We start from the raw sequence: 18,993 nt of genomic DNA, 5'->3' as shown, positions 1-18,993 counted from the left end.
GTCATTGGTTCAGCCTCATCGCGTCGAACACATCAATGGTGTCGGAGCCATAGTTTCCGTTGGAAACGCTTCCCCCTTTGCGACCAGCGGCTTGAGACCCTTCGCTCTCCAAACGCGAACGCATTTTTTTAGTCCATCCGCGCCGCCGCAGCGTTCTGCCTACAGTGCCCTCAGAGATCTGTAGCTCGCGGGCTAACTCTTTCGCCGTACAGTCCCAGCCAAGGCTGTCTGCCAGCCGCCAAATAAGGAAGTCTCGGGCCTCAATGGTAACACGTTCACCCACGACGCCACCGCAGCGCAGCCAGCGCCCCCAGCAGCAAGGCAAAGGTAGCCGGGAGGGATACGACCGCAGCCTCGCTCGAACCGCCGAAGTCGATCGCCAGGACAAGCGGCACGGCAAACAGCAGGACCGCCGGGTCGAACATGGCCGCTGGGGCAATGACGTCCGAGACGAACTTGCCGCCGAGGTAGACGTCAGGGGCTACAGCGAGGAACGTGCCGAGGGGGTCCATGGCGATGGTGGTCATGCCGAAGCCCCCTCTTGGCGATCAAACCACCGGAGGCGATAGCCCACGCCGTAAACCGTCTCGATCTTCAGGGGGCAGCCTGCGCCCTTAAGGGCCTTGCGGATGCGGCAGATGTGTACGGAGCATGTCTTGCGCTTGCCCTGACTGCCGATGCGCTTAAGGATCTCATCCGCGCCGATTGTGCGGCTCCGGTTCACAACCAAGATGGCGAGGACCATCGCTTCGTGGCGGGTAAGCTGCAGATCACTGAAATCCAGCATCACTGCACCTCGCTTGCTGCGAACTCAGGGCGGGGCTTGTAGACCGACACGGTTGCGCTGGTGTCCGCACCCTCAGAGCAATGAAGCGATGCCCAATGGATCAGCGGCGCGCGCATGAAGCACTTGGTGCCGCCGCGCCAAATCTCGACATCTGCGAAGGGCTTGCACAGACGCTCATCGATCAGCTTGCGGCAAAGGGGGCCTATGGGGCTAGCCATGCCGCGCCCCTTGACGGTCACGCCGAGGCAGGACGCCACGTTGAGGCCGGAAAGCTCGATGCGGGTGGGAGGGGTCGCGGTCATTTCAAGACCCCCCGGCGCTTAATTCTGTTGGCCAAAAACTTTTGCAGGACGGTCAGGCGAGCGGCGCACCACTCAAGCCCGACGCTCGACCCGATCAGCGCTACGATGAGCGCTGATACGACTGCTTTAGCCCCCCGGTAGATGCAGGTCATTCTGCGGCCACCATGTGCTTGAAGAACCCTTCGGGATTGCGCGTGCTTTCCAGCGCCACGATGTCACCGGACGGGCGGTTTACTTCGTCCATCCAGTTGACAGCGGTCTGATAGCGGACGTCGAAAGCGACCGCGACACGCTCTGCGCTGCCATAGTTTTCGTGGAGGTATGCGGCCCAGCGGGCCTTGAACATGGCTTTGAAGCCGCGCGGAGTATCAGCGGTGATGGCGCTGGAAGTCTCTAGAACTCTTGACAATGACATTTGCGGTACGACGCTCCTACTGTTGACCTGTGCAAAAGGTTCACCAGTTGAAGCAGTACGAGGAGCACAGGAGGGCGCGGGCATCAGCTCGCGTCCTTTTGGCTTGGGGGTGTCGCGGCCATGTAGTCGCGAACCCGCTTCATAGTCGTCAGGGAAGTGTCACCGCCGCCCTTGAGGCGTTCGATCAACTGCGACTGGCTAACCGCCCTCTGCGTCACGGTGGACGGCTTGAGGTTTACGAGCGCGCTGTAGCTCTCAACCTCGCCAATGAATGTATCGTATGGGGTGCTCATGGCCCCAAGGTAGTAAAACTTTAGACCATGCGCAATGTAAAACTTGATACTTGCCCATTCGCGGCGCAAAGCCAAAATGCGCGCATGTTGGACCAGACGACCATTTTTTTAACCGGACTGCGGCGCTATATCGACTCCCGCCCAGAGCTTACGATTGCAGGCGTGGCGTCCGACGCGAACATCTCAAAATCCACGCTTCACAAGCTTTTTCAAGGCGCTGGACATTCCCCGAAGATATCGACACTTGAGGCCCTGGCCGAGGCTGTGGGCCTTTCGTATGACGCCGTTATCGCCCTAGGAAGGTCCGACAGGCACGAGGATATACTCGCGGTTGTCGCTATCTTTGAGAAGCTTTCTCCGAGTGAGAAAGCAGCGGCGCAGGACTATCTTGAGTTTCTTCGAGCAAAATCCACGAACGAGTAACAAATTGCCGCACTGCTGCGTCAAGCTTCGTCGTGTCCTGTTGCTCCAAGCTACACATAAGCAACAATAAATCGCTTCTTGTCGTATTGGCCACCTGCGCCTCCGCTAAAGCTGTCCCCACGGTTTCGTCTCAAAGTTGTCGAATTTATCGCGGCTGAGGCTGAGGTCAACAGCGGCGGGGCCTCGCCTATGCGGTATAATATTTTACTACTTCGTTGTTGACTAGTGTAATCTTTTACACCATACTCACCTCAAGCAACAGAGGTGAACACGATGAACCAGCGCCACATGACAGACCTCCGCCACGGTGAGCCGGTGACGGTCAAGATCGCCCCCAGCGAAGGCGGCGCGGTGATCGTGTACCCCTACGGCAGATCGCGCGGTTTCGACTATTGCAGCGATTGGTCGGACGCTTGGGCCGAGGTGATGGACCCGGAAAACGAGTGGGGCGAAGAATGCTTCGCCTGCTTTGACCGCGCCCCTGACTGCGAGATTGATCTGATCGGCTGCTTGGTCGGTGGCGTGTTCTACGACAACGCGAACCTGAGCGAGCTTGGTCTCAACGTGGCCCGCCTCACCGACATTACGCGCAACGAATACCACGCATCCGCCGTGGCTGCTGAATAGGAGAGAACGATGAAAGAAACAGAACGCCACCCCCTGACCCTTCTCCCCCGCGCGCTAATCGAAGCGGGCTATGAAGGCATCTCTTACCGCCGCCTTTACAACGCCGCGTTGAACGCCCGCATTCCGGTTGAGCGCAACGCCGTTGGCCGCTGGACCTTCGACCCTGCCGACCTTCCCCAGATCGCGGAAGCGATGGGCTTGCAGCTCACCTAACCACCCCCCGGGCGCGCGCATCCTCCCCAGCCCCAACACCCCCGCTCTAGGCGCGCAGAGCGGGAGCCGGAGACACAGACATGAACGCACAGAGCAAAGAGCTCGCCCCGGCAACTGAGCCGATGGTGCCCGCCGACCCGATGTTTGCGATGATCCATCAAGTGGCGGTGGATGGGACCGCGAGCATTGAGAAGCTGCAGCAATTGCTGGACCTCAAGGCTACGCACGACGCACAAGAGGCCAAAAAGCAGTTTGACCGCGCCTTCTCGCAAGCGTCGGCTGACTTCCCGAATGTTCCGCAGTCGGGCCGCAACACGCACAATAACACCACCTACTCGACACTCAAGGACATCACCTCCTCGGTGCGCCCCGTCCTGACCCGCCACGGTCTGGCCCTGTCGTTCTCGACCGAGACCGGCCCAGAGGCCGTGACAGTGACCGCTGAGCTTTCTCACGAAGGCGGGCACGTCCGGCGCAACAGCATTACCCTACCTCTCGACACCGGCGCAGGGCGCAACCGGGTGCAGTCTGTGGGATCGTCCCAGACCTACGGTCAGCGCTACGCCGCGCAAGCTATCTTGGGCCTGTCTCTTGGCGAGGACACCGAGGACGATGGCCGCAGCACCGGACAGATCGAAGAACACAAGCGCCAGAAGTCTCTGAATTGGGAACAGACAATTGTGTCCGAGCTTCCCGATGAAGCCACACCGCGCGAGAAGGCCAAGGCCATCGCGGACGCAATCGTCGCCCAATGGGGCCGGATGAAAGGTGTGCGGCAGATCCACAACGAATGGGATCGCCGGGAGCACCTGATTTCCAAGTTGGAGGAAACGCAACAAGACCTGTGGCAGGCCGTCATGGACGCCTACGAGCGTCGGTGCGGGGAGCTGGGCGAATGACCGCAACCAGCTTTGCCCTTTCCCCTCAAACGCGCCTGCTGGCCATGCGGGCGGTAGAGCATTCTCCCGAGGGTTATTTGTTCGACCTTCGCCCGCCAGAGAAGGACAGAACAGCCCGCCAGAACCGCACCATTCACAAGTGGTTTTCTCAGATCGCGGTGCAAAGCCCGGGGCTTACCGAGCCTGAGGTGAAAGCGCAATGCAACCTCACCTACGGCCTGCCGATCATGATGCGCGACGATCCCGATTGGGGGAAGGCGTTTGGCTACATCTTCGCGGATCTCAGCTACCCGGCCAAGCTCAAGGCAATCCGGGTCCTCGACATACCGTTCACCCGCCGAATGAAGGTCGGGCAGCTCAGCGAATACATGGAGGCGATGCAGCGCGACTATCGCGAGGCAGGGTTTAGCCTGATCGACCCCGAGGCCCGCAAGTATGAGGGCGCGGCATGAACCGCCCTCTGCGCCCCGTGCCCAAGCCCATCAAGCGGAAGAAGAAGCCACGCCGGGAGCGTCAGGGGCTTGTTGATAAGCCCCACGTGGCCCGCGTGCGCCGCCTGCCCTGCTGGGCTTGCTACGAATACGGCATGACACAGACCACACCAACCGAGGCCCATCACCCGATCATAGGTCGGCTGTCTCAGGACAGAGCCCCGGACGTCAAAGCCCTGCCTTTGTGCACCCATCACCACAGAGGCGGAGACCCGAACAAGATCGCCATTCACATCGACCCCAAGGGGTTCGTTGCAGCCTACGGCACCGAAGCAGACGGCACCGCATGGGCACACCGCATGATTGAGACAGGACAGTTCACATGACCACGCTTGAAGTTCTGAGAGCCGCCCGCGCGCACCTGTCCGATCCGGCGAGGTGGTACAGGGGCGATTTCTGTGAGTCCGATTGGGACGGGCCGAAAGGTCAAGCGCCCTGCTGCGCGCTCGGGGCTGTTGGTTTGTTCGCCTGCGGCAAAGGTTCGGCATATGAGGCGCTTCAGGCCGTGCTTCCTGAACCTAGGGGCAGCGTCACGTTCTACAACGACGCCCCCTCCACCACTCACGCCGACATTCTCGCCCTCTATGACCGGGCCATAGCCGCTGAGGAGGCCCGCCAATGAGCATGGACACCTACAGTTCGAACGACAAAACGGCCCGGTGTGCCAAGTGCGCAAGGTTCATGCCTTGGTCGCGCAGTCGCCTCATTCAAAAGAGCGATGGCATGCCGTCGCCCTCTCCGATCCTTATCGAGAGGGGCATTTGTGCAAATTGTGAAAGCGGCCTGATCCCTGAGGCCCGCCTATGACCACCACAACAGACAAGACCATGGACGCCGAGGCGCTGGCGGCGCTCAAGAAGTTGCAGGCCGCTGTCGTAGAGGACTCTGACCGGTGGTCCGGCCACGATGTTTTCGTAGGGTTTGGCCAGCACAAGCAGCGCGACTTTCTAAAGGCCAAGGGGGGCTCCCTCGACGCGGCCAAGGCGCTGCATGACGCGGTGCTGCCGGGGTGGGGTTGGCGCTTTCATGAACGATACGGCGACGGGGTGACTAAGGAGTCTGAGGCTAAAAGAGCTTGGGTTTCGCGTCCGCATAGCTGGCGTGTTGGACATACTGCAGACGTGGTTGACGACAACGCAGCACGTGCGTGGTTGACCGCGATCATCAAGGCCCTGATCTGGGAGGCCGAGCAATGACCTGCAATCAGGACCTAAAAACCATGCTGGCGAGAGCAAAGCGGGATGCGGCACGCCCGCAGCGGCAGTCTTTGACCATGCTCGTGCAGGCCCGAGACGCCGAGGAAACCGCAGAAGGCTATGACGCCTATGAACGGGCAATAGACGCTTTGCTGAGGCACCCAAAGCTGCAGCGCTGGCGCGAGGAAGCGCTCAACGATTTGGCGGACATGGGTCAAGAGGCAGAGCAATGAAAAGCGTCTGGACCCCCTACAACGCCGAGCGCATCCGCCGGGAGCGGTGGGAGGCTTTCTTCGGCTGGCTGCGGCTCTGGTGCGTGCCTCTCGCTATCGGGTTTCTGTTCGCAGCCGTCGCGACCTACGCCCTGCCAAAGGCAGCAACCGAAGCCAACGCAATCAGAGTTGAGGTGAGCGAATGATCGTTTACGTGCTGGTAATCCACATGATGGTTCCAACCGGGCAGATCGCCCAGTCGCTCTTTCCGTTCGCCACTTTGCTCGAATGCGAGGCGGCTGGCAAAGCGCTCGGCGCGGCATCCTTCCCCATGCAGTTCCAATGCATCGCGGCAGGCAGTGAGGTGGCGTCGTGAGTGACTGGCAACCGATAGAGACCGCCCCGGTCAATGTGTCCGTTCAGATCTGGGTGCCCGGCCTTGAGGACAATGGCAACGCTGCGCTGCGCGCGATCCTCGTGGATCTGGGCACGGGTCGGCGCTGGCATACCACGGCCTACGCCTGCGGGCGGGATCTGCCCCCGGATCTGCAGCCAACCCACTGGATGTCCCCCGAGCCCCCGGAGACCACACCAGAGCAACTAAAGGCCTGTATCGCGGAGCTGGAGGCGAAGAATAGACGGCTGCGAGCTGACTGCGCCAAATGGGAGAAAATGGCGCGAGCCGCGATGAACGTGGCTGTCGATGCTTATGACGTGCCGAACCCCGCGGAGCTGGAGGCGGAGAATGCGAAGCTATCGGCACTGGTAGCCGCATCCGAGCTCTTGAAAACCGACATGCTGGAGCGCGCCCGCATGCGGGTGGATGTAATTTCTGGTGATGAGTATCGCGTCGTCAATGCAGGCAACAGCGCCTGGATAGGCTTCTGTAAGGCCCTCGATGCCGCGCAACAGGAGAAAGGATAGAGGCGATGAAATGCAGGTTCTGCGACGACCCGACGGATTACATGGGGCCGTGCCGACATTGCGGCGGCTCATACAACGGGCCAAGCGAAGACACCCCCGAGGGCGAGGCAATAGACTATTGGTTCAAAGAGACCATGCGCTTGCGGCACGTCATTAGGGCGATCAAGGGGCCATGGGCGTCTTAACCCCACACACGGAAGGAATGAGGCGATGAAGCTGCGAAAGTGGAAAATAGAGGTCATACCGCACGACTGCGATCCGTTCACGGTCCATTGCTTCGACTATGTGATTGAAGAGCGCGTCCTCAGTGTTCTGATTGAGGCAACGCCTTGTAAGCGCAAGCATTTCCCTTTGGCAAATATCTACGAGATCACCGCAACCGAGGCCGAAATCTAATCATGCCCGTCCGCCCCGCACCCTACAACCCCGCCCGCCGTTGCGTGCCATGGTGGTGGCACTGGTCCGGCCTGTGGGTCGGAAAGACCCGCTATGGCTTGTGGCCTCAGGCCAAAGAATACCGCCAGCGTGCGAAGCGCAAGAAAGGATAGACCGTGCCCGCGACACCCAAAGCGTCCGACATTGAAAGGCTGATCGCGCCCGCCGTGAAGGCAGGGAAGCTGCGCGCCTACGTGGTGTTGCCGGATGGTACGGTGCGCGTAGAGTGGGGAGAGCCTGAGGAAAAGACCATCAACCCCGCTGACCTGATAGACCCATGAGGGGCAAGGACCTCCCTCGCTACGTCACGCGGCACAAGCGGGACGGTATGCTCTATTTCCAGAAACGGAATTGGGGGCAGCGGAAGCTGGAAACGCAATTCTCCGAAGGCGCGCCGGTGCCGATTGAGTTGCATCTGGAGATTGCCCGCATTCTCGACGCCCCGCGCCAAGTTCGGCCCGGCAAGGATCTGGCGGCGGTTGTCGATCACTACCGCCGGACCCGCCTCCCGGACTTGGGGAAGCGCACACAAGCCGACTATGAGAAACACCTGCCCTACATCGAAACAAAGCTCGGGCATCTAGCGCCTGCCTCAGTGCAGAAACACCACGTCATCGCATGGCACGGGGCATGGGCAAAGAAGGGCACGCCCCACGCGGCGAACTATCGCCTGCGGGTGCTGTCGATCATCATGGAGCACGCCCGGGATATGGGGCTGCTCAGAACCGAACAGCTCAACCCCTGCGCCAAGGTCAAGCAGCACAAGTACGATAAGCAGGAGCGCGAGCCGTGGCCGCTCGAATTGATCGCCAAGATGCGGGAGGCATACAGCCTTGAGACACGTGAGCGGCTGATCTTCGAGCTACTGCTAGGCACCGGCCAGCGTATCGGTGACGTGCTTAAAATGCAGTGGGGGGATCTGGACAATGGCGGCATCAACGTCCGCCAGAACAAGACAGGCAAGCGCCTGTGGGTGCCCCTGACCCGCCACGCCCAAGCGGCGTTAGACGCCGCCGAGAAGCGTCACACGGTCATAGTTTGTTACGAGCGAGGACCGCTGTCATATCGACAAGCCTCGTTCTGTCTACACAATGCCCGCAAGGCCATTGGATCGCTCGACTACGACCTGCACAGCCTGCGCTATTCAGCAGCGGCAGAGCTTGTTTTGGCGGGGTGCTCTGACGAGCTGGTCGCCAGCGTGACAGGGCAATCTGCCGAGATGGTGCGGCACTATACGAAAAGCGTTCGCCAGAAGGTGCGGGCGCTGGATGCACAGAACAGGAGAGAATGATGCCAACTTTCGGAGTTACACTTCCAGTCGCGGGCCACGCTTGGCTGGAAGTGCAGGCGGAAGATGAAGATTCCGCAATTGAAACCGCCATGGAAGTTGTGACTTCTGAAGACTTTGTGGAGTGGGAACCGTTGCGCCATATTACACAAGGCAACGTTTGCTATGCGCCTACTTGGGACGCGGAGGCGGTGCTTGTGCCAGACATAAAGAACAGAACATAACCGGAATGTATGGCAAGATGTATGGCAACTCCCCTTGCGCCCCTCTGGCGAACCCGTTAGAGCCCTGCAAACAACCACTATCGGCGAGTTGGCGGAGTGGTGACGCAGCGGATTGCAAATCCGTGTACACCGGTTCGATTCCGGTACTCGCCTCCACTGCACTTAACGACATTCTGTTTTGTCCAAGCTCAAGCGACCGCGTCGGTTGTTGGGTTGAGGCGGTACAACAGCGGACTGCGCGAGCCTTCTTAATCCGACTTACTTTTGAGCCAGGTCAACACGGTATCAATGGCCGGGTTTGGCCCGGACCTGCGCTGGGTCAGGACGTAGAAGTCATGGCCTTCCACGGGCGGGAGGGGGCCAAGCTCTGCCAGTTTGCCCGCCGCGATCTCCCGACTTGCGAGGAAGCGGTTGACCAGCGCGATGCCCTGCCCCGAGATCGCGGCGTCTACGGCCAAGGCGGTCTGGCTCAGGCGCAGCTTTCTCGTACTGAGATCCTCGACGTCGAGCGCGCCGAGGATGCGGGGCCAGAGGTCATGGGTATCGTGGATCTTCGGCAGGCGCGCCAGCTGATCGGCCATTGCCAGACCTTTCACCTGACCCAGGAGGGACGGCGCAACAACCGCAATCACATCCTGCCTGAACAGACGGCTTGCCTTCAGGGCGGCTCCGAACGGCGGCGCGCCCTGGCGGATCGCAAGGTCGATACCATCGCTGTGAAAGCTGGACAGCTTCTCGGTCGCGAGGATGCGCAGATCAATCTCTGGATGTCGCTCGGCAAATTCCGGCAGGTTGGGGATCAGCCATTTCGAGGCAAAGGTCGGGGTCACGCTGATCAGCACTTTGCCGGGCTCGGGCTTGATCTGGTCGGTCGCCGCGCGCAACTCCTGAAAGGCGCTCGAGACCCGGCTGTGATAACTGCGCCCGACCGATGTCAGCGCCAACCCCTTGGGCAGCCGGTCAAACAACATCAGTCCCAGATAGGCCTCCAGTTGCCGGACATGCTGCGCAACCGCGCCCTGGGTCACGCCAAGCTCATCCGCAGCCGCGCGAAAACTCAGACGGCGCCCCGAGACTTCGAAGGCACGGAGCCCATTCAGGGGAGGTAGATCAGCCATATCTCAATAGTATTTCTATTGCCATGAAACATCAATTCTCAATCGAACCTCCTATGATGCTGAATTATATCTACCCCCAACAGTGATGGAGGCATCAATGACAGTAGAAAAAGTGGCACTCGTAACGGCAGGTGGCAGTGGCATGGGCGCGGACGCGGCCCGGCGGCTCGCTGCGGATGGGTTCAAGCTCGGCATCCTGTCCTCCTCCGGCAAGGGCGAGGCATTGGGGGCAGAGCTCGGCGGGTTCGGCGTGACCGGCTCAAACCTCGACCCCGAGGCCCTCGCGGCGCTTGTCACGGGCGCACAAGCACGCTGGGGCCGGGTCGATGTGCTGGTCAACTCGGCCGGGCATGGCCCCAAGGGCCCGGTGCTCGAGATCGGTGACGACGACTGGCATCAGGGCATGGAGGTCTACCTGATGAACGTGATCCGCCCCAACCGGCTGGTCACACCCCTGATGCAGGCCCAGGGGGGCGGCGCGATCATCAACATCTCGACCTTCGCGGCCTTTGAACCCGACCCGCTCTTTCCGACCTCCGGAGTGTTCCGCGCCGGGCTGGCGGCATTCACCAAGCTCTATTCCGACAAATACGCAGCCGACAACATCCGGATGAACAATGTCCTGCCGGGCTTCATCGACAGCCTGCCCGAGACCGAGGACCGCAAGGCGCGCATCCCTCTGGGGCGCTATGGGCGCGTCGATGAGGTGTCGTCGCTGATCGCCTATCTCGCCTCGGCCGAGGGCGGATACATGACAGGCCAGAACCTGCGCATGGACGGAGGGCTGACCCGTGCTGTCTGACGCCCTGCCCCGCCCGCTCTCGCGGGAGCGGATCATCTTTGCGGTCAAATGGGCCGCGTCCCTTGTCCAGATCCTCGGCTATACGGCCACGGGGTTCGGCTGGACACCACTGAACCTCTACCTGTTTCTACTTGGGGTCTTCGGATGGTTTGCCGTCGGCGCCCTGTGGAACGACAAGGCGTTGATGCTGGTCCATCTCGTGGCCCTGGGCGCCATGATCGCGGGCATGGTCAGCGGCTAGCCTCTGCCTCTGCGCTGTCCTCTTCCGGGCGCTCCTATGGGGGGCGCTCGGCCAGATACTCATGAAAGGAGACCCGCACTCCCGGATCCCCATCCAGGCAGTGCGCATTGATCGGAAAGGTCTCGTCCCGCGAGAGCGGCTCGCCCAGCGCCGTTCCGCAGCACCGGCAAAAGGACCGCCGATAGGTGTAGGGAGCTCGCGGCTCGAGGGTCGCGAGCTCCTCTGCACCCCGGGTCAGACGGAACTGCGCCCGTGAGACGAAGATCATGGTGGAACTGCCCAGTTTTCGGCAGCGCGAACAATGGCATTGGCCCATCCCGCCCGGCGAACCGGTGATGACAAACGCGACAGCGCCGCACAGGCAGCTTCCCTTGAGTTCCATGCTCTTCCCTCTGGTTTTGATGGACGATACCGTCCTCTATCACCCCCCTACTGACACCTTTTTGTCAGCATGACCGCCGCCCCCTAGGCCACGCCCAAGGGGAGAGGTTATTGCGACGCGCCGACCGATTGTTTGAACTGATCGAGATCCTGAGACGGGCGCGCGGGCCGATCTCGGCGGAGACGATCGGCGCGGAACTCGCGGTGACCAAGCGGACCGTCTATCGCGACATGGCCGCGCTCATGGCGGAGGGCGTACCGATCCAGGGGGAGGCCGGCGTCGGCTACGTGCTCGAGGCCGGGTTCCACATGCCGCCTCTCATGCTCACCACCGAAGAGATCGAGGCGGCCATTCTCGGCGCGCAAAGGGTGCAGACCCGGGGCGATCCGGCATTGGCCCTGGCGGCGGCCAGGCTCATCGCCAAGATCGAGACCATCGCGCCCGAGGGTCAGAGCGCTGCGTTTCTCGACCCTTTAGTCAGCGTCGCCCCCGTTACCCCGCGCGCCGAGATCTTCGACGCCGGTGCAATCCGTCAGGCCATCCGAGACCGCCGCAAGATCTGGCTGCGCTATCTGGACGGGTGCGACCGCGAAAGCGAGCGCGTGATCTGGCCGCTGCTTCTGGGCTATCGCGAGGAAGGTCGGATCCTCGCGGCCTGGTGCGAGTTGCGGGAGGGGTTTCGTTACTTCCGGACGGAACGGATCACCGCGGCCGAGATCCTGCCCGAGAGGATCCCCTGGCGTATGGACCTGCTCCGCGCGGACTGGCGCGAGGCCATGGCGACGGAGCGCGCGTGCTTCGCCGCGCCCGCGTCGGATCACGCGCAAGAGCCCCCTGGCCTTTCGTTGCTGTGCAGGGCCCGGCAGGCGGTCAGTCCTGCCCCGCGCTGATTTCGGGCAGAAACGGCACGTCAGAGGACTGCACACCGCAACGCCAGTCGAGCGGTGGCTGCGCGCCCCCTCAGGCCAGAGGCTCGGGCACCCCGGACAACAGGCGTTGAAGGAGCCCAGCAAACCGGTCGAGCTCCGCCGGGCTCCAGCGGTCCTGAAACAGGTAGCCCGCCCGCTTGGCAAAGGTCGTCTGCGCCTCGGCCAGCCGCGCTTGGCCGGTCTCGGTCAGCACGACAAAGACCAGCCTTGCGTCACGCTCATCCGCGTCGCGCCCGAGCAGCCCGATCTTTTCCAGCGGCGCAACCATGCGGGTGATGGTCGAGGCACTCACATGCATGCGCTTGGCAAGCTCCACCCGGGGCAACCGATGTCGGGCGGCCCGCTCCAGATGCAGCAGCATGAAGAATTCATTTACGGATAAGCCATGCACGGCGGAGAACTCTCCGGCGAGCCCGGCCCGCACCGCGTCCGCCGCTTGCAACAGGCGCAGGGCGTTGATGGTTGGGATCTCAGTCATGGGCCGTCACCTATTGCGATTCGCTTGCGCATGCAAGCTTCTTGCAATCTATACGCAACAAGAATAATCGCTTATTCCGCGGTTTGCATCCCAAGCCGCCGCAGTACCCGACGCTCGACCATCACCACCGCCTGATAGAGCAGGACCGAGACCAGCACCGAAACACAGGCCACGGTCCAGATCATGCCGAAATCGAGCTGCCCCCGCGACTGGTTGAGCAGATTGCCGAGCCCCCGCCCCGTAGCGAGCCATTCGGCGATCATCACCCCCAGCAAGGCGCGCGGCACGGTCAGCCGCGTGGCGGCAAAGAGATAGGGCAAGGCCGCCGGGATCGTGACCATGCGCAGTTCCTGCCAGACCGAGGCGCCATAGGCGCGCGGCACATCCCGGGCCGATTGCGGCACCAACGCCAGCCCTTGGGCCAGGGTCACGAACGCCGGAAAGAAGGTCACCGAGATCGTCACCCACAGGGTCAGGCTCGTCCCCCGCCCGAAGATCAGCACCAAAAGCGGGGTGAGCGCCACCAGCGGCATGGATTGCGACACCAGCGCCACGGGCATGAAGGCCCGGATCGCATTCGGAAAGAGGCGCCCGCAAATGGCCAGCAGGAAGGCAAACCCGATCCCCGCTGCCATCCCGACAAAGGTGATGGGCAGCGTTTCGGCCAATGCGGCGCGCAGCTTGGCTTGGGCGACCGGGGCCTTCTCGGCCAGAAACAGATACTCGACCACCCCCAGCGGGGTTTTCGAGATCATCGCGGGCACCCCGCTCAGCAGAATGAACGCCCACCACAAGAGCAGCGGCATCGCGATCATCCCGCACAGCATCAGCGCCCTGTGCAGCCCCGCGCGCGGCGGGCTGGCCAGATCCGGCGTGGCCGCATTCAGCGTCACCGCTTGGGTCGCGCCCAGCAGCCGCCCGGCGATCAGCCCGAAGACCAGATACCCCAGCCCCGCAATCGCCGTTGCCACCAGCCCGATCCCCCAGAGCCGATCCGGCTCGCCCCGTCCCAGCGAGCCCAGCAAGTAGGTCCCCAGCCCCCAGCGTCCACCGCCGCCGAACTCCGCAAGGATCGCGCCGAGCACCGCATTGGGCGCGGCGATCTGGAACCCGGTCAGGATCGTCGGCAGCGCCCCGCGCAGCTGCACCAGACGCAGCACGGCCCATTTGCCGCCACCATAGGCGCGCACAACGTCGCTGGCCCGGCTGTCCGATTGGGTCAGGCCGATCACCGTGGCGGTCATGGTGACGAAGTAAACCGAGAGCGCCGCGAGCACGACCCGCGGCGCCATCCCGGACAGGGTCAGGACAAGGATCGGCGCAATCGCGATTGGCGGCAGCGCGAAGAGCGCGATATTCACCCCGCGAAACAGCCGCAGCAATGTCGGCGACAGGGCAAAGGCGATCCCCGCCAACAGGGCCACGCCATTGCCGATCAGGAAACCGAGCGTCGAGGCCCAGAGGGTTGCGCCCACATGCCGGGGGTAATCGGCCCGATCCTGCCACAGCCGGATGAGGATCTCGGTGATCCCGGGCAAGGCCCCGCCCGCCACCAGATCGAGCCGCCCGACGACCTCCCAGAGCAGGAGGAGCAGCGCGACATTGCGCAGGCCCGCATGGCGGCCGCCCGCCCCCTCAGCCATGGAGCACCGCAGCCACCCGGTCCGTCAGCGCATGAAAGGCCGGATCCGAAAAGAGATCCGGGTGGCGCGGGCGCGCGAAGGGCACGTCGATGATATCGGCGATCCGGCCCGGGGCAGCATGCATCACAACAATCCGGTCGGCGAGAAACACCGACTCATCAATGCCATGGGTCACCAGCAATGCGGTGGCGCCGGTCTCTTGCCAGACCCGTTGCAGCTCTACGTTCATCTGGCGGCGCAGGATCTGGTCGAGCGCGCCAAAGGGCTCGTCCATGAAAAGCACGCGGGGTTCGGTGACCAGCGCCCGGGCAATCGCCACCCGCTGACGCATGCCGCCCGAGAGCTCACCGGGCAGGGAATTCTCATAGCCGCTGAGCCCCACCAGATCGATCATCGCCTGCACCTGCGCGGCATGAGCCTTGCGGCTGAGGCCAATCACCTCCAGCGGCATCTCGACATTCCGGCGCACCGATCGCCACGGCAGCAGGGCCGCGTCCTGGAACGCGACCCCGGTCTTGCCCGCCCTCGCCGCCTCCAGCGGCGTGTCGCCATGGATCCGGATCTCGCCCGTATCGGGCGTCTCGAGCCCCAGCGCGACGCGCAGCGCCGTGGATTTTCCGCAGCCCGAGGGCCCGATCAGCGCGGTGAAGGACCCGGCCGGACAGTTCAGCGTCACATCCCTGAGCGCCTGCACCGTCTTGCCGCGCCCCTCGAAGGTCTTGCTGACCCCGCTGAGAGAGATCCCGGCCGGGGCCGTCATCAGATCTCGTCGAGAAGCGTGGTGTCGAACATCTCGCGCGTGCCTTCGATCCCGACCTCGCGCAGGGCCTTGAGGTTGGCCTCGATCCCCTCTTCGGTCATGGCGAAGATGCCGTCGGGATGCTCCATCAGCGGTTTCTGAGCCTCGTTGAAGAACTCTTCATTGGCGATGGTGCGACCCGTTCCGGCGAAATGCGTATCCGCCCATTTCGCGGGCCAAAGCGTTGTATCCATGTTGTTTTCCACCCAACCCTTGCGGCTCGCCCGAAGCCAGGCGACCAGCTCGTCGCGCTTGTCGGCGAGGGTCTGCTCGGTCACCACGACAGTGTCGTTATAGATGGTATAGCCAAAATCATAGAGCAGGAAGGACGCCGCCTCGCCGCCCAGCTGCGCAATCGTGTAGGGCACGTTGGTGGTGAAATCGAGGCTCGCATCGATCTCCTTCTGGATCAGCGGCGTCGGATCATAGGCATAGGGCACGATGTTCACATCCGCCGGATCGATCCCGTTGATCTTGAGCATCGCCTCCACCGAGATCACGTTGACCGGCGGCACGGCGAGGGTCTTACCCACCAGATCCGCAGGCGAGGTGATGCCGCTTTCGACCAGCGAGACGATCCCGATCGGATTCTTCTGGTACTGCGCGCCGATGATCTTGAACGGTGCGCCCTGCTCGGCAATGGCCTTGATCGTGGTATCCGGCGTGGTCAGTGCGAGATCCGCGCGCCCCGCAATGATGGTGCTCTCGGGAATGACATCGGGCCCGCCGGACAGATAGGTCAGATCCAGCCCCTCCTCCGTGTAATATCCCTGATCCATAGCGAGGAAATAGCCGGCGAACTCGGCGTCATTGATCCAGGCCGCCTGCATCGTGAAGGGCGTGGCTGCGGAGGCTCGTAGCGGGACCGAGGACGCGGCAGCGGCGGCAGCGGCACTGCCCATGAAATGGCGACGGGACAGACGAAGGGTCATGAATTCTCTCCTTGTTGGGCAGGTTCAGGCGAGGCCCTGAATGCGTTGAAGCTCTTGCAGCGGCGGGGTCTCGGCCAGTTGCTTGGGCTCAAGCAGGGGCCATTTGACCCCCGAGGGCCGCTTGGCGCGCCGCTCGACCGTGAACAGGGTCGAGGGGGTGGCGATCTGATCCACGAGGATATCGGTTTCCGAGGGCTGCAATTCCTCGTCCACCAGTTGCACGTCATGGACCACAGCGATCACCGGCGTGGTTTCATCCACGAGGCCGAGATCGGTGAACATCCCCCATTCCAGATCGAAAAACCCGTGCCCCTTGCCGAACCGCACCCCGTTTTTCGACACGGCCGAGGCGCCCGTCACCATCAGATCGAACCGCCCGCGCCGGGCGATCCCCTCAAGGCTGATCGGTTCGCCGAAATGTTCCATCCCGTCGAGCCAGGAGGCATAGAGCGCGGCCCCTTCGGGGATCTTTGCCGGGTCGATGAACAGAAAACCGCGATAGATGCCATAGGTCGACATCACGAAGGGTTTGCCATCTTCGATCATCCGGCGGCGCAGATCCGCAAGGCAGTTGTCGGGCGTGATGAAGGCAAAGCTTGAGGCGTCATAGGCGGCCTGCGAGACCACCCGATCCGTGGCCAGGTCCGAACCCTCGAAATCGGGAATGACCTCGGCAAAGTTCATGTGAAACCGCGTGTCCGGTCGGGCCACATCCTGCAGCTTGGTCCAGATCCGCTCCCGCACCACCTTTGAACTCGACATTGCGATTCCCCGTCAGTTTCACTGTTTCACATTACTGAAACATCCGTTTCAAAGGTCAAGTTGAATTTTGGATCGGCACGCGATAGGGGTGGAAAATGGCTTCGAGATTGATCCTTCGCATTCAGGAAAAGCAGGCCCGGTTGACGGGCAGCGAGAAGAAGATTGCCGAAGTTCTGGTGAACAATCAGGGCCTTATCGAAACGCACACCGCGACGGAGCTGGCCAAGCTGGCCGGGGTCTCCAAGGCAACGACTGCCCGTTTTTTCCGCAGTCTGGGATATGTGGATTTCGAAGAGGTCCGCCTGCAGGCCCGGGAAGAGCGGGACCGCACCCAGCCTTACACCCAGAAACCCGCCGCCACCGCGCCCGTCATTCTGGGCCGGTCCATGGGCGATCATCTGGAACTGGAGCTGCGCAACCTGACCCGCACCTTCGAAGAGCTGCGCTCGGACAAGCTGCCCGAGATCGCCGATATCCTCTCTTCGGCGCCGCGGGTCTGGTTCATCGGGTTCGGGGCCGATGACGGGGCGGCGCGCATAGGCAAGACCCTCTTCTCGCGACTGCGCCACAACGTGCATTACCTCGACGGCGCGGCGCAGGATTGGGCGAGCCAGCTGGCGATGATGGGTCCCCGCGACGCGCTTGTCCTCGTCACGCTGGAGGATCGGCCCAAGCTGCTCCGCTCGTTGCTGACCTATGCGCGGACCTCGCGGCTGCGGATCATCACCATCACCGATCACCTGTTTCAGGCCCAGGCCGAGCGGTTCTCTGAGACCGTGCTGCCCTGCCATGTGGCCAGCTACGGGATGCTGACCACCCATGCGACCGTGGTGTCGATGCTCCGTCTGCTGGCGATTGCCTATGCGGGCAAGAACCAGGATGCCGTCAAGCAGCGCGCCGAAACGCTGGAGGCGATCACCGAAGAGCTGGACCTCTTCGAGTAGCCCGCCACGCCCGGGACCGCGCGTCTCTGAACACCGGTCCCGCAAAGGCGTTTGCACGTCGCCAGCGCCGCCGTCGGAACAGGGTCGCACTGCCCGCGCCAGACCGCCGCCCGGCGCATCCGCCCTGCCCCCCGTGTGCAACCGCATGTCACCCCGGGGCTATACGACCGAGGCCCCTCGGCGCAGAGTGGGGCATCTGACATCGAGAAAGCGCCCACGCCATGGACACTGCCCTGTCACACGCCGCCCTTGTGGCGATGATCGACGCATCGCGCGACGGGATCGCCCTCTTCGACAGGGATCACCGCCTGATCCGCAGCAACCCGGTGTTTCAGGCGCGGGTCCCGCGCCCAGACCCCGGTCAACCCTTCGACCAGATCGGCGCTGGGATCGAGGATACAGGCCTGCGCGATGGGCTAGCGCAGCTGCAGACCGCCTTTGCCACAGCGGGGCACGCTCCGGTCGCACGGCAGGTGACCTATGCGGTTACGGGCGCCTTGTCCCTGACATTGCAGCCGCTCGATGACCTGGGCTTCCTTCTGCGCATCGCGGACACGGAGCATGCGCCGACGGCTGCGGATGACGCGCAAGACGTCGCGCCCCACCTCGGTGCCCTGATCAACGCCGCGCCTATCAACCTGGTGATCTATGACCTCGGGCGCGAACGCTTCGTCTGTTGGACCCGGGCATGGGCGGATCTCTACGGTGCGCCGCAGGACATTCAGCAGATCTGGGTCGACCCAACGGACCGGGACGCCTATGTCAGCGCGCTGCGTGAAAACCGGCGACTGGACAATTTCAAGGCTCGGTTTCGCGGGCGTGCAGGGCGGATCTTTGACGGGCGGGTCTCGGCGCGGCTGGTGGCCCATGGCGGCACGATCCTGAGCTTGGCGGCGACCACTGACATGACCGAGCACCACGCCGAGGGCGAGCGATTGGCAGAAGCGCTAGGGCAGTTGAGCGACCCGCTGTCCGAGATCACGGCGCAGCTGCTTTTGCTGGAAAAGGACATCACGCATCCCGGCGCCCGAGGCCGAACCGACGAGATCCGCAGGCTGATCGACCGCTGCGCGGAGATCGTCACGCGGTCGCGCGCGTGACCCGGCAGAACCGCTCATAGGCCGCAAGCCCCCGGAGCCCCGCGCGGGGGCACCAACACTTCTCGCCCGGGCCGGCCGCCGCCGTCAGGGATCGACTGAGGCAGTCGGGCCCCGCTCCATCAGCCGGACCCGCG

33 protein-coding genes and 1 tRNA gene are annotated in these 18,993 nt (G+C 62.8%); 22 read left to right on the top strand and 12 right to left on the bottom strand.

The window, feature by feature from the left end:
- Positions 1 to 275: 275 nt before the first annotated feature.
- From ACP15I_RS05355 to ACP15I_RS05335, 5 genes are all read right to left on the bottom strand, one after another.
- Positions 276 to 527, bottom strand: coding sequence for a hypothetical protein (locus ACP15I_RS05355; RefSeq protein ID WP_424974234.1), 252 nt, complete (start codon positions 525 to 527; stop codon positions 276 to 278).
- Entirely contained in the window at positions 524 to 787 is a 264-nt protein-coding gene (locus ACP15I_RS05350; RefSeq protein WP_424974233.1) for a helix-turn-helix domain-containing protein, read from the bottom strand. Before ACP15I_RS05350 ends, ACP15I_RS05355 begins: the two co-directional genes overlap by 4 nt.
- A complete protein-coding gene (locus tag ACP15I_RS05345) occupies positions 787 to 1,089 on the bottom strand; it encodes a hypothetical protein (RefSeq protein WP_424974232.1) in 303 nt (100 codons plus the stop codon). The genes ACP15I_RS05350 and ACP15I_RS05345 overlap by 1 nt, the downstream gene beginning before the upstream one ends.
- A 148-nt stretch (positions 1,090 to 1,237) precedes the next feature.
- Positions 1,238 to 1,504, bottom strand: a complete 267-nt coding sequence (locus tag ACP15I_RS05340) for a hypothetical protein (protein WP_424974230.1) — start codon at positions 1,502 to 1,504, stop codon at positions 1,238 to 1,240.
- An 83-nt stretch (positions 1,505 to 1,587) separates the two neighbouring features.
- Complete coding sequence (locus ACP15I_RS05335; protein ID WP_424974229.1) at positions 1,588 to 1,797, bottom strand: hypothetical protein; 210 nt, start codon at positions 1,795 to 1,797, stop codon at positions 1,588 to 1,590.
- A gap of 27 nt (positions 1,798 to 1,824) precedes the next feature.
- On the opposite strand from ACP15I_RS05335, the gene ACP15I_RS05330 reads away from it, so the two are divergent.
- From ACP15I_RS05330 to ACP15I_RS05250, 17 genes are all read left to right on the top strand, one after another.
- The gene (locus ACP15I_RS05330) at positions 1,825 to 2,220 is read left to right on the top strand and encodes a helix-turn-helix domain-containing protein (protein ID WP_424974228.1); all 396 of its coding nucleotides are present in this window, start codon (positions 1,825 to 1,827) and stop codon (positions 2,218 to 2,220) included.
- 273 nt (positions 2,221 to 2,493) lie between these two features.
- Positions 2,494 to 2,847 (top strand): hypothetical protein, encoded by a 354-nt coding sequence (locus ACP15I_RS05325; protein WP_424974227.1) that lies wholly within the window; start codon positions 2,494 to 2,496, stop codon positions 2,845 to 2,847.
- Between the two features lie 9 nt (positions 2,848 to 2,856).
- Entirely contained in the window at positions 2,857 to 3,060 is a 204-nt protein-coding gene (locus ACP15I_RS05320) for a hypothetical protein (RefSeq protein ID WP_424974226.1), read from the top strand.
- Between the two features lie 80 nt (positions 3,061 to 3,140).
- The gene (locus ACP15I_RS05315; RefSeq protein ID WP_424974225.1) at positions 3,141 to 3,959 is read left to right on the top strand and encodes an ERF family protein; all 819 of its coding nucleotides are present in this window, start codon (positions 3,141 to 3,143) and stop codon (positions 3,957 to 3,959) included.
- Complete coding sequence (locus tag ACP15I_RS05310; protein ID WP_424974224.1) at positions 3,956 to 4,411, top strand: hypothetical protein; 456 nt, start codon at positions 3,956 to 3,958, stop codon at positions 4,409 to 4,411. The genes ACP15I_RS05315 and ACP15I_RS05310 overlap by 4 nt, the downstream gene beginning before the upstream one ends.
- On the top strand, positions 4,408 to 4,776 hold the full coding sequence (locus tag ACP15I_RS05305; protein ID WP_424974223.1) for a Ref family recombination enhancement nuclease: 369 nt from the start codon (positions 4,408 to 4,410) through the stop codon (positions 4,774 to 4,776). Before ACP15I_RS05310 ends, ACP15I_RS05305 begins: the two co-directional genes overlap by 4 nt.
- A complete protein-coding gene (locus ACP15I_RS05300) occupies positions 4,773 to 5,072 on the top strand; it encodes a DUF6197 family protein (RefSeq protein ID WP_424974222.1) in 300 nt (99 codons plus the stop codon). The genes ACP15I_RS05305 and ACP15I_RS05300 overlap by 4 nt, the downstream gene beginning before the upstream one ends.
- Before the next feature lie 181 nt (positions 5,073 to 5,253).
- The gene (locus ACP15I_RS05295; RefSeq protein ID WP_424974221.1) at positions 5,254 to 5,646 is read left to right on the top strand and encodes a hypothetical protein; all 393 of its coding nucleotides are present in this window, start codon (positions 5,254 to 5,256) and stop codon (positions 5,644 to 5,646) included.
- Complete coding sequence (locus ACP15I_RS05290) at positions 5,643 to 5,879, top strand: hypothetical protein (RefSeq protein ID WP_424974220.1); 237 nt, start codon at positions 5,643 to 5,645, stop codon at positions 5,877 to 5,879. The genes ACP15I_RS05295 and ACP15I_RS05290 overlap by 4 nt, the downstream gene beginning before the upstream one ends.
- Positions 5,876 to 6,064 (top strand): hypothetical protein, encoded by a 189-nt coding sequence (locus ACP15I_RS05285; protein ID WP_424974219.1) that lies wholly within the window; start codon positions 5,876 to 5,878, stop codon positions 6,062 to 6,064. Before ACP15I_RS05290 ends, ACP15I_RS05285 begins: the two co-directional genes overlap by 4 nt.
- Positions 6,061 to 6,234 carry a hypothetical protein gene (locus ACP15I_RS05280; RefSeq protein WP_424974218.1) on the top strand — a complete coding sequence of 58 codons (174 nt, stop codon included), beginning with the start codon at positions 6,061 to 6,063 and terminating at the stop codon, positions 6,232 to 6,234. Before ACP15I_RS05285 ends, ACP15I_RS05280 begins: the two co-directional genes overlap by 4 nt.
- The gene (locus ACP15I_RS05275) at positions 6,231 to 6,782 is read left to right on the top strand and encodes a hypothetical protein (protein ID WP_424974217.1); all 552 of its coding nucleotides are present in this window, start codon (positions 6,231 to 6,233) and stop codon (positions 6,780 to 6,782) included. The genes ACP15I_RS05280 and ACP15I_RS05275 overlap by 4 nt, the downstream gene beginning before the upstream one ends.
- Before the next feature lie 210 nt (positions 6,783 to 6,992).
- Complete coding sequence (locus ACP15I_RS05270; RefSeq protein WP_424974216.1) at positions 6,993 to 7,178, top strand: hypothetical protein; 186 nt, start codon at positions 6,993 to 6,995, stop codon at positions 7,176 to 7,178.
- Positions 7,179 to 7,333: 155 nt separating this feature from the next.
- Positions 7,334 to 7,498 carry a hypothetical protein gene (locus tag ACP15I_RS05265; RefSeq protein WP_424974214.1) on the top strand — a complete coding sequence of 55 codons (165 nt, stop codon included), beginning with the start codon at positions 7,334 to 7,336 and terminating at the stop codon, positions 7,496 to 7,498.
- Positions 7,495 to 8,508: a tyrosine-type recombinase/integrase gene (locus ACP15I_RS05260; protein WP_424974213.1), complete on the top strand. Its 1,014-nt coding sequence runs from the start codon at positions 7,495 to 7,497 to the stop codon at positions 8,506 to 8,508. Before ACP15I_RS05265 ends, ACP15I_RS05260 begins: the two co-directional genes overlap by 4 nt.
- Entirely contained in the window at positions 8,508 to 8,729 is a 222-nt protein-coding gene (locus ACP15I_RS05255) for a hypothetical protein (protein ID WP_424974212.1), read from the top strand. Before ACP15I_RS05260 ends, ACP15I_RS05255 begins: the two co-directional genes overlap by 1 nt.
- Positions 8,730 to 8,811: 82 nt before the next feature.
- Positions 8,812 to 8,885, top strand: a tRNA-Cys gene (locus tag ACP15I_RS05250).
- 92 nt (positions 8,886 to 8,977) lie between these two features.
- Here ACP15I_RS05250 and ACP15I_RS05245 read toward each other — a convergent pair.
- Positions 8,978 to 9,847, bottom strand: coding sequence for a LysR substrate-binding domain-containing protein (locus tag ACP15I_RS05245; RefSeq protein WP_424974211.1), 870 nt, complete (start codon positions 9,845 to 9,847; stop codon positions 8,978 to 8,980).
- A gap of 97 nt (positions 9,848 to 9,944) precedes the next feature.
- Here ACP15I_RS05245 and ACP15I_RS05240 point away from each other — a divergent pair, with 97 nt between their 5' ends.
- Positions 9,945 to 10,649 (top strand): SDR family oxidoreductase, encoded by a 705-nt coding sequence (locus ACP15I_RS05240; RefSeq protein WP_424974210.1) that lies wholly within the window; start codon positions 9,945 to 9,947, stop codon positions 10,647 to 10,649.
- Positions 10,642 to 10,890, top strand: a complete 249-nt coding sequence (locus ACP15I_RS05235; RefSeq protein ID WP_424974615.1) for a DUF6552 family protein — start codon at positions 10,642 to 10,644, stop codon at positions 10,888 to 10,890. The genes ACP15I_RS05240 and ACP15I_RS05235 overlap by 8 nt, the downstream gene beginning before the upstream one ends.
- A gap of 34 nt (positions 10,891 to 10,924) precedes the next feature.
- Here ACP15I_RS05235 and ACP15I_RS05230 read toward each other — a convergent pair whose 3' ends face one another.
- Positions 10,925 to 11,272 (bottom strand): GFA family protein, encoded by a 348-nt coding sequence (locus tag ACP15I_RS05230; RefSeq protein WP_424974209.1) that lies wholly within the window; start codon positions 11,270 to 11,272, stop codon positions 10,925 to 10,927.
- A gap of 128 nt (positions 11,273 to 11,400) precedes the next feature.
- Here ACP15I_RS05230 and ACP15I_RS05225 point away from each other — a divergent pair, with 128 nt between their 5' ends.
- Positions 11,401 to 12,162 (top strand): helix-turn-helix transcriptional regulator, encoded by a 762-nt coding sequence (locus ACP15I_RS05225; RefSeq protein ID WP_424974208.1) that lies wholly within the window; start codon positions 11,401 to 11,403, stop codon positions 12,160 to 12,162.
- Positions 12,163 to 12,232: 70 nt separating this feature from the next.
- On the opposite strand, the gene ACP15I_RS05220 is transcribed toward ACP15I_RS05225, so the two are convergent.
- The 5 genes from ACP15I_RS05220 to ACP15I_RS05200 form a co-directional block, all read right to left on the bottom strand.
- On the bottom strand, positions 12,233 to 12,679 hold the full coding sequence (locus ACP15I_RS05220) for a MarR family winged helix-turn-helix transcriptional regulator (protein ID WP_424974207.1): 447 nt from the start codon (positions 12,677 to 12,679) through the stop codon (positions 12,233 to 12,235).
- A gap of 71 nt (positions 12,680 to 12,750) precedes the next feature.
- Positions 12,751 to 14,322, bottom strand: a complete 1,572-nt coding sequence (locus tag ACP15I_RS05215; RefSeq protein ID WP_424974206.1) for an ABC transporter permease — start codon at positions 14,320 to 14,322, stop codon at positions 12,751 to 12,753.
- Positions 14,315 to 15,082 (bottom strand): ABC transporter ATP-binding protein, encoded by a 768-nt coding sequence (locus ACP15I_RS05210; protein WP_424974205.1) that lies wholly within the window; start codon positions 15,080 to 15,082, stop codon positions 14,315 to 14,317. The genes ACP15I_RS05215 and ACP15I_RS05210 overlap by 8 nt, the downstream gene beginning before the upstream one ends.
- Complete coding sequence (locus ACP15I_RS05205; protein WP_424974204.1) at positions 15,082 to 16,053, bottom strand: ABC transporter substrate-binding protein; 972 nt, start codon at positions 16,051 to 16,053, stop codon at positions 15,082 to 15,084. The genes ACP15I_RS05210 and ACP15I_RS05205 overlap by 1 nt, the downstream gene beginning before the upstream one ends.
- A gap of 24 nt (positions 16,054 to 16,077) precedes the next feature.
- Positions 16,078 to 16,815: a 5-formyltetrahydrofolate cyclo-ligase gene (locus ACP15I_RS05200; protein WP_424968362.1), complete on the bottom strand. Its 738-nt coding sequence runs from the start codon at positions 16,813 to 16,815 to the stop codon at positions 16,078 to 16,080.
- A gap of 95 nt (positions 16,816 to 16,910) precedes the next feature.
- On the opposite strand from ACP15I_RS05200, the gene ACP15I_RS05195 reads away from it, so the two are divergent.
- Both ACP15I_RS05195 and ACP15I_RS05190 read left to right on the top strand, forming a co-directional pair.
- Positions 16,911 to 17,759, top strand: coding sequence for a MurR/RpiR family transcriptional regulator (locus ACP15I_RS05195; RefSeq protein ID WP_424968361.1), 849 nt, complete (start codon positions 16,911 to 16,913; stop codon positions 17,757 to 17,759).
- 221 nt (positions 17,760 to 17,980) lie between these two features.
- Entirely contained in the window at positions 17,981 to 18,859 is an 879-nt protein-coding gene (locus ACP15I_RS05190; protein WP_424974203.1) for a hypothetical protein, read from the top strand.
- The last annotated feature ends 134 nt before the right edge of the window (positions 18,860 to 18,993 follow it).

This window comes from Dinoroseobacter sp. S124A (assembly GCF_049801015.1).
GTDB lineage: Bacteria > Pseudomonadota > Alphaproteobacteria > Rhodobacterales > Rhodobacteraceae > Dinoroseobacter.
Note: the sequence above shows the minus strand (reverse complement) of the source record. Positions and strands in the feature narration are given on the sequence as shown.

What these genes read in the sequence shown, in the direction of transcription:
- ACP15I_RS05355 (WP_424974234.1), bottom strand. Translation starts at nt 527, where the DNA reads ATGACCACCATCGCCATGGACCCCCTCGGCACGTTCCTCGCTGTAGCC.
- ACP15I_RS05350 (WP_424974233.1), bottom strand. Translation starts at nt 787, where the DNA reads ATGCTGGATTTCAGTGATCTGCAGCTTACCCGCCACGAAGCGATGGTC.
- ACP15I_RS05345 (WP_424974232.1), bottom strand. Translation starts at nt 1,089, where the DNA reads ATGACCGCGACCCCTCCCACCCGCATCGAGCTTTCCGGCCTCAACGTG.
- ACP15I_RS05340 (WP_424974230.1), bottom strand. Translation starts at nt 1,504, where the DNA reads ATGTCATTGTCAAGAGTTCTAGAGACTTCCAGCGCCATCACCGCTGAT.
- ACP15I_RS05335 (WP_424974229.1), bottom strand. Translation starts at nt 1,797, where the DNA reads ATGAGCACCCCATACGATACATTCATTGGCGAGGTTGAGAGCTACAGC.
- ACP15I_RS05330 (WP_424974228.1), top strand. Translation starts at nt 1,825, where the DNA reads ATGCGCAATGTAAAACTTGATACTTGCCCATTCGCGGCGCAAAGCCAA.
- ACP15I_RS05325 (WP_424974227.1), top strand. Translation starts at nt 2,494, where the DNA reads ATGAACCAGCGCCACATGACAGACCTCCGCCACGGTGAGCCGGTGACG.
- ACP15I_RS05320 (WP_424974226.1), top strand. Translation starts at nt 2,857, where the DNA reads ATGAAAGAAACAGAACGCCACCCCCTGACCCTTCTCCCCCGCGCGCTA.
- ACP15I_RS05315 (WP_424974225.1), top strand. Translation starts at nt 3,141, where the DNA reads ATGAACGCACAGAGCAAAGAGCTCGCCCCGGCAACTGAGCCGATGGTG.
- ACP15I_RS05310 (WP_424974224.1), top strand. Translation starts at nt 3,956, where the DNA reads ATGACCGCAACCAGCTTTGCCCTTTCCCCTCAAACGCGCCTGCTGGCC.
- ACP15I_RS05305 (WP_424974223.1), top strand. Translation starts at nt 4,408, where the DNA reads ATGAACCGCCCTCTGCGCCCCGTGCCCAAGCCCATCAAGCGGAAGAAG.
- ACP15I_RS05300 (WP_424974222.1), top strand. Translation starts at nt 4,773, where the DNA reads ATGACCACGCTTGAAGTTCTGAGAGCCGCCCGCGCGCACCTGTCCGAT.
- ACP15I_RS05295 (WP_424974221.1), top strand. Translation starts at nt 5,254, where the DNA reads ATGACCACCACAACAGACAAGACCATGGACGCCGAGGCGCTGGCGGCG.
- ACP15I_RS05290 (WP_424974220.1), top strand. Translation starts at nt 5,643, where the DNA reads ATGACCTGCAATCAGGACCTAAAAACCATGCTGGCGAGAGCAAAGCGG.
- ACP15I_RS05285 (WP_424974219.1), top strand. Translation starts at nt 5,876, where the DNA reads ATGAAAAGCGTCTGGACCCCCTACAACGCCGAGCGCATCCGCCGGGAG.
- ACP15I_RS05280 (WP_424974218.1), top strand. Translation starts at nt 6,061, where the DNA reads ATGATCGTTTACGTGCTGGTAATCCACATGATGGTTCCAACCGGGCAG.
- ACP15I_RS05270 (WP_424974216.1), top strand. Translation starts at nt 6,993, where the DNA reads ATGAAGCTGCGAAAGTGGAAAATAGAGGTCATACCGCACGACTGCGAT.
- ACP15I_RS05260 (WP_424974213.1), top strand. Translation starts at nt 7,495, where the DNA reads ATGAGGGGCAAGGACCTCCCTCGCTACGTCACGCGGCACAAGCGGGAC.
- ACP15I_RS05255 (WP_424974212.1), top strand. Translation starts at nt 8,508, where the DNA reads ATGCCAACTTTCGGAGTTACACTTCCAGTCGCGGGCCACGCTTGGCTG.
- ACP15I_RS05245 (WP_424974211.1), bottom strand. Translation starts at nt 9,847, where the DNA reads ATGGCTGATCTACCTCCCCTGAATGGGCTCCGTGCCTTCGAAGTCTCG.
- ACP15I_RS05240 (WP_424974210.1), top strand. Translation starts at nt 9,945, where the DNA reads ATGACAGTAGAAAAAGTGGCACTCGTAACGGCAGGTGGCAGTGGCATG.
- ACP15I_RS05230 (WP_424974209.1), bottom strand. Translation starts at nt 11,272, where the DNA reads ATGGAACTCAAGGGAAGCTGCCTGTGCGGCGCTGTCGCGTTTGTCATC.
- ACP15I_RS05220 (WP_424974207.1), bottom strand. Translation starts at nt 12,679, where the DNA reads ATGACTGAGATCCCAACCATCAACGCCCTGCGCCTGTTGCAAGCGGCG.
- ACP15I_RS05215 (WP_424974206.1), bottom strand. Translation starts at nt 14,322, where the DNA reads ATGGCTGAGGGGGCGGGCGGCCGCCATGCGGGCCTGCGCAATGTCGCG.
- ACP15I_RS05210 (WP_424974205.1), bottom strand. Translation starts at nt 15,082, where the DNA reads ATGACGGCCCCGGCCGGGATCTCTCTCAGCGGGGTCAGCAAGACCTTC.
- ACP15I_RS05205 (WP_424974204.1), bottom strand. Translation starts at nt 16,053, where the DNA reads ATGACCCTTCGTCTGTCCCGTCGCCATTTCATGGGCAGTGCCGCTGCC.
- ACP15I_RS05200 (WP_424968362.1), bottom strand. Translation starts at nt 16,815, where the DNA reads ATGTCGAGTTCAAAGGTGGTGCGGGAGCGGATCTGGACCAAGCTGCAG.
- ACP15I_RS05195 (WP_424968361.1), top strand. Translation starts at nt 16,911, where the DNA reads ATGGCTTCGAGATTGATCCTTCGCATTCAGGAAAAGCAGGCCCGGTTG.
- ACP15I_RS05190 (WP_424974203.1), top strand. Translation starts at nt 17,981, where the DNA reads ATGGACACTGCCCTGTCACACGCCGCCCTTGTGGCGATGATCGACGCA.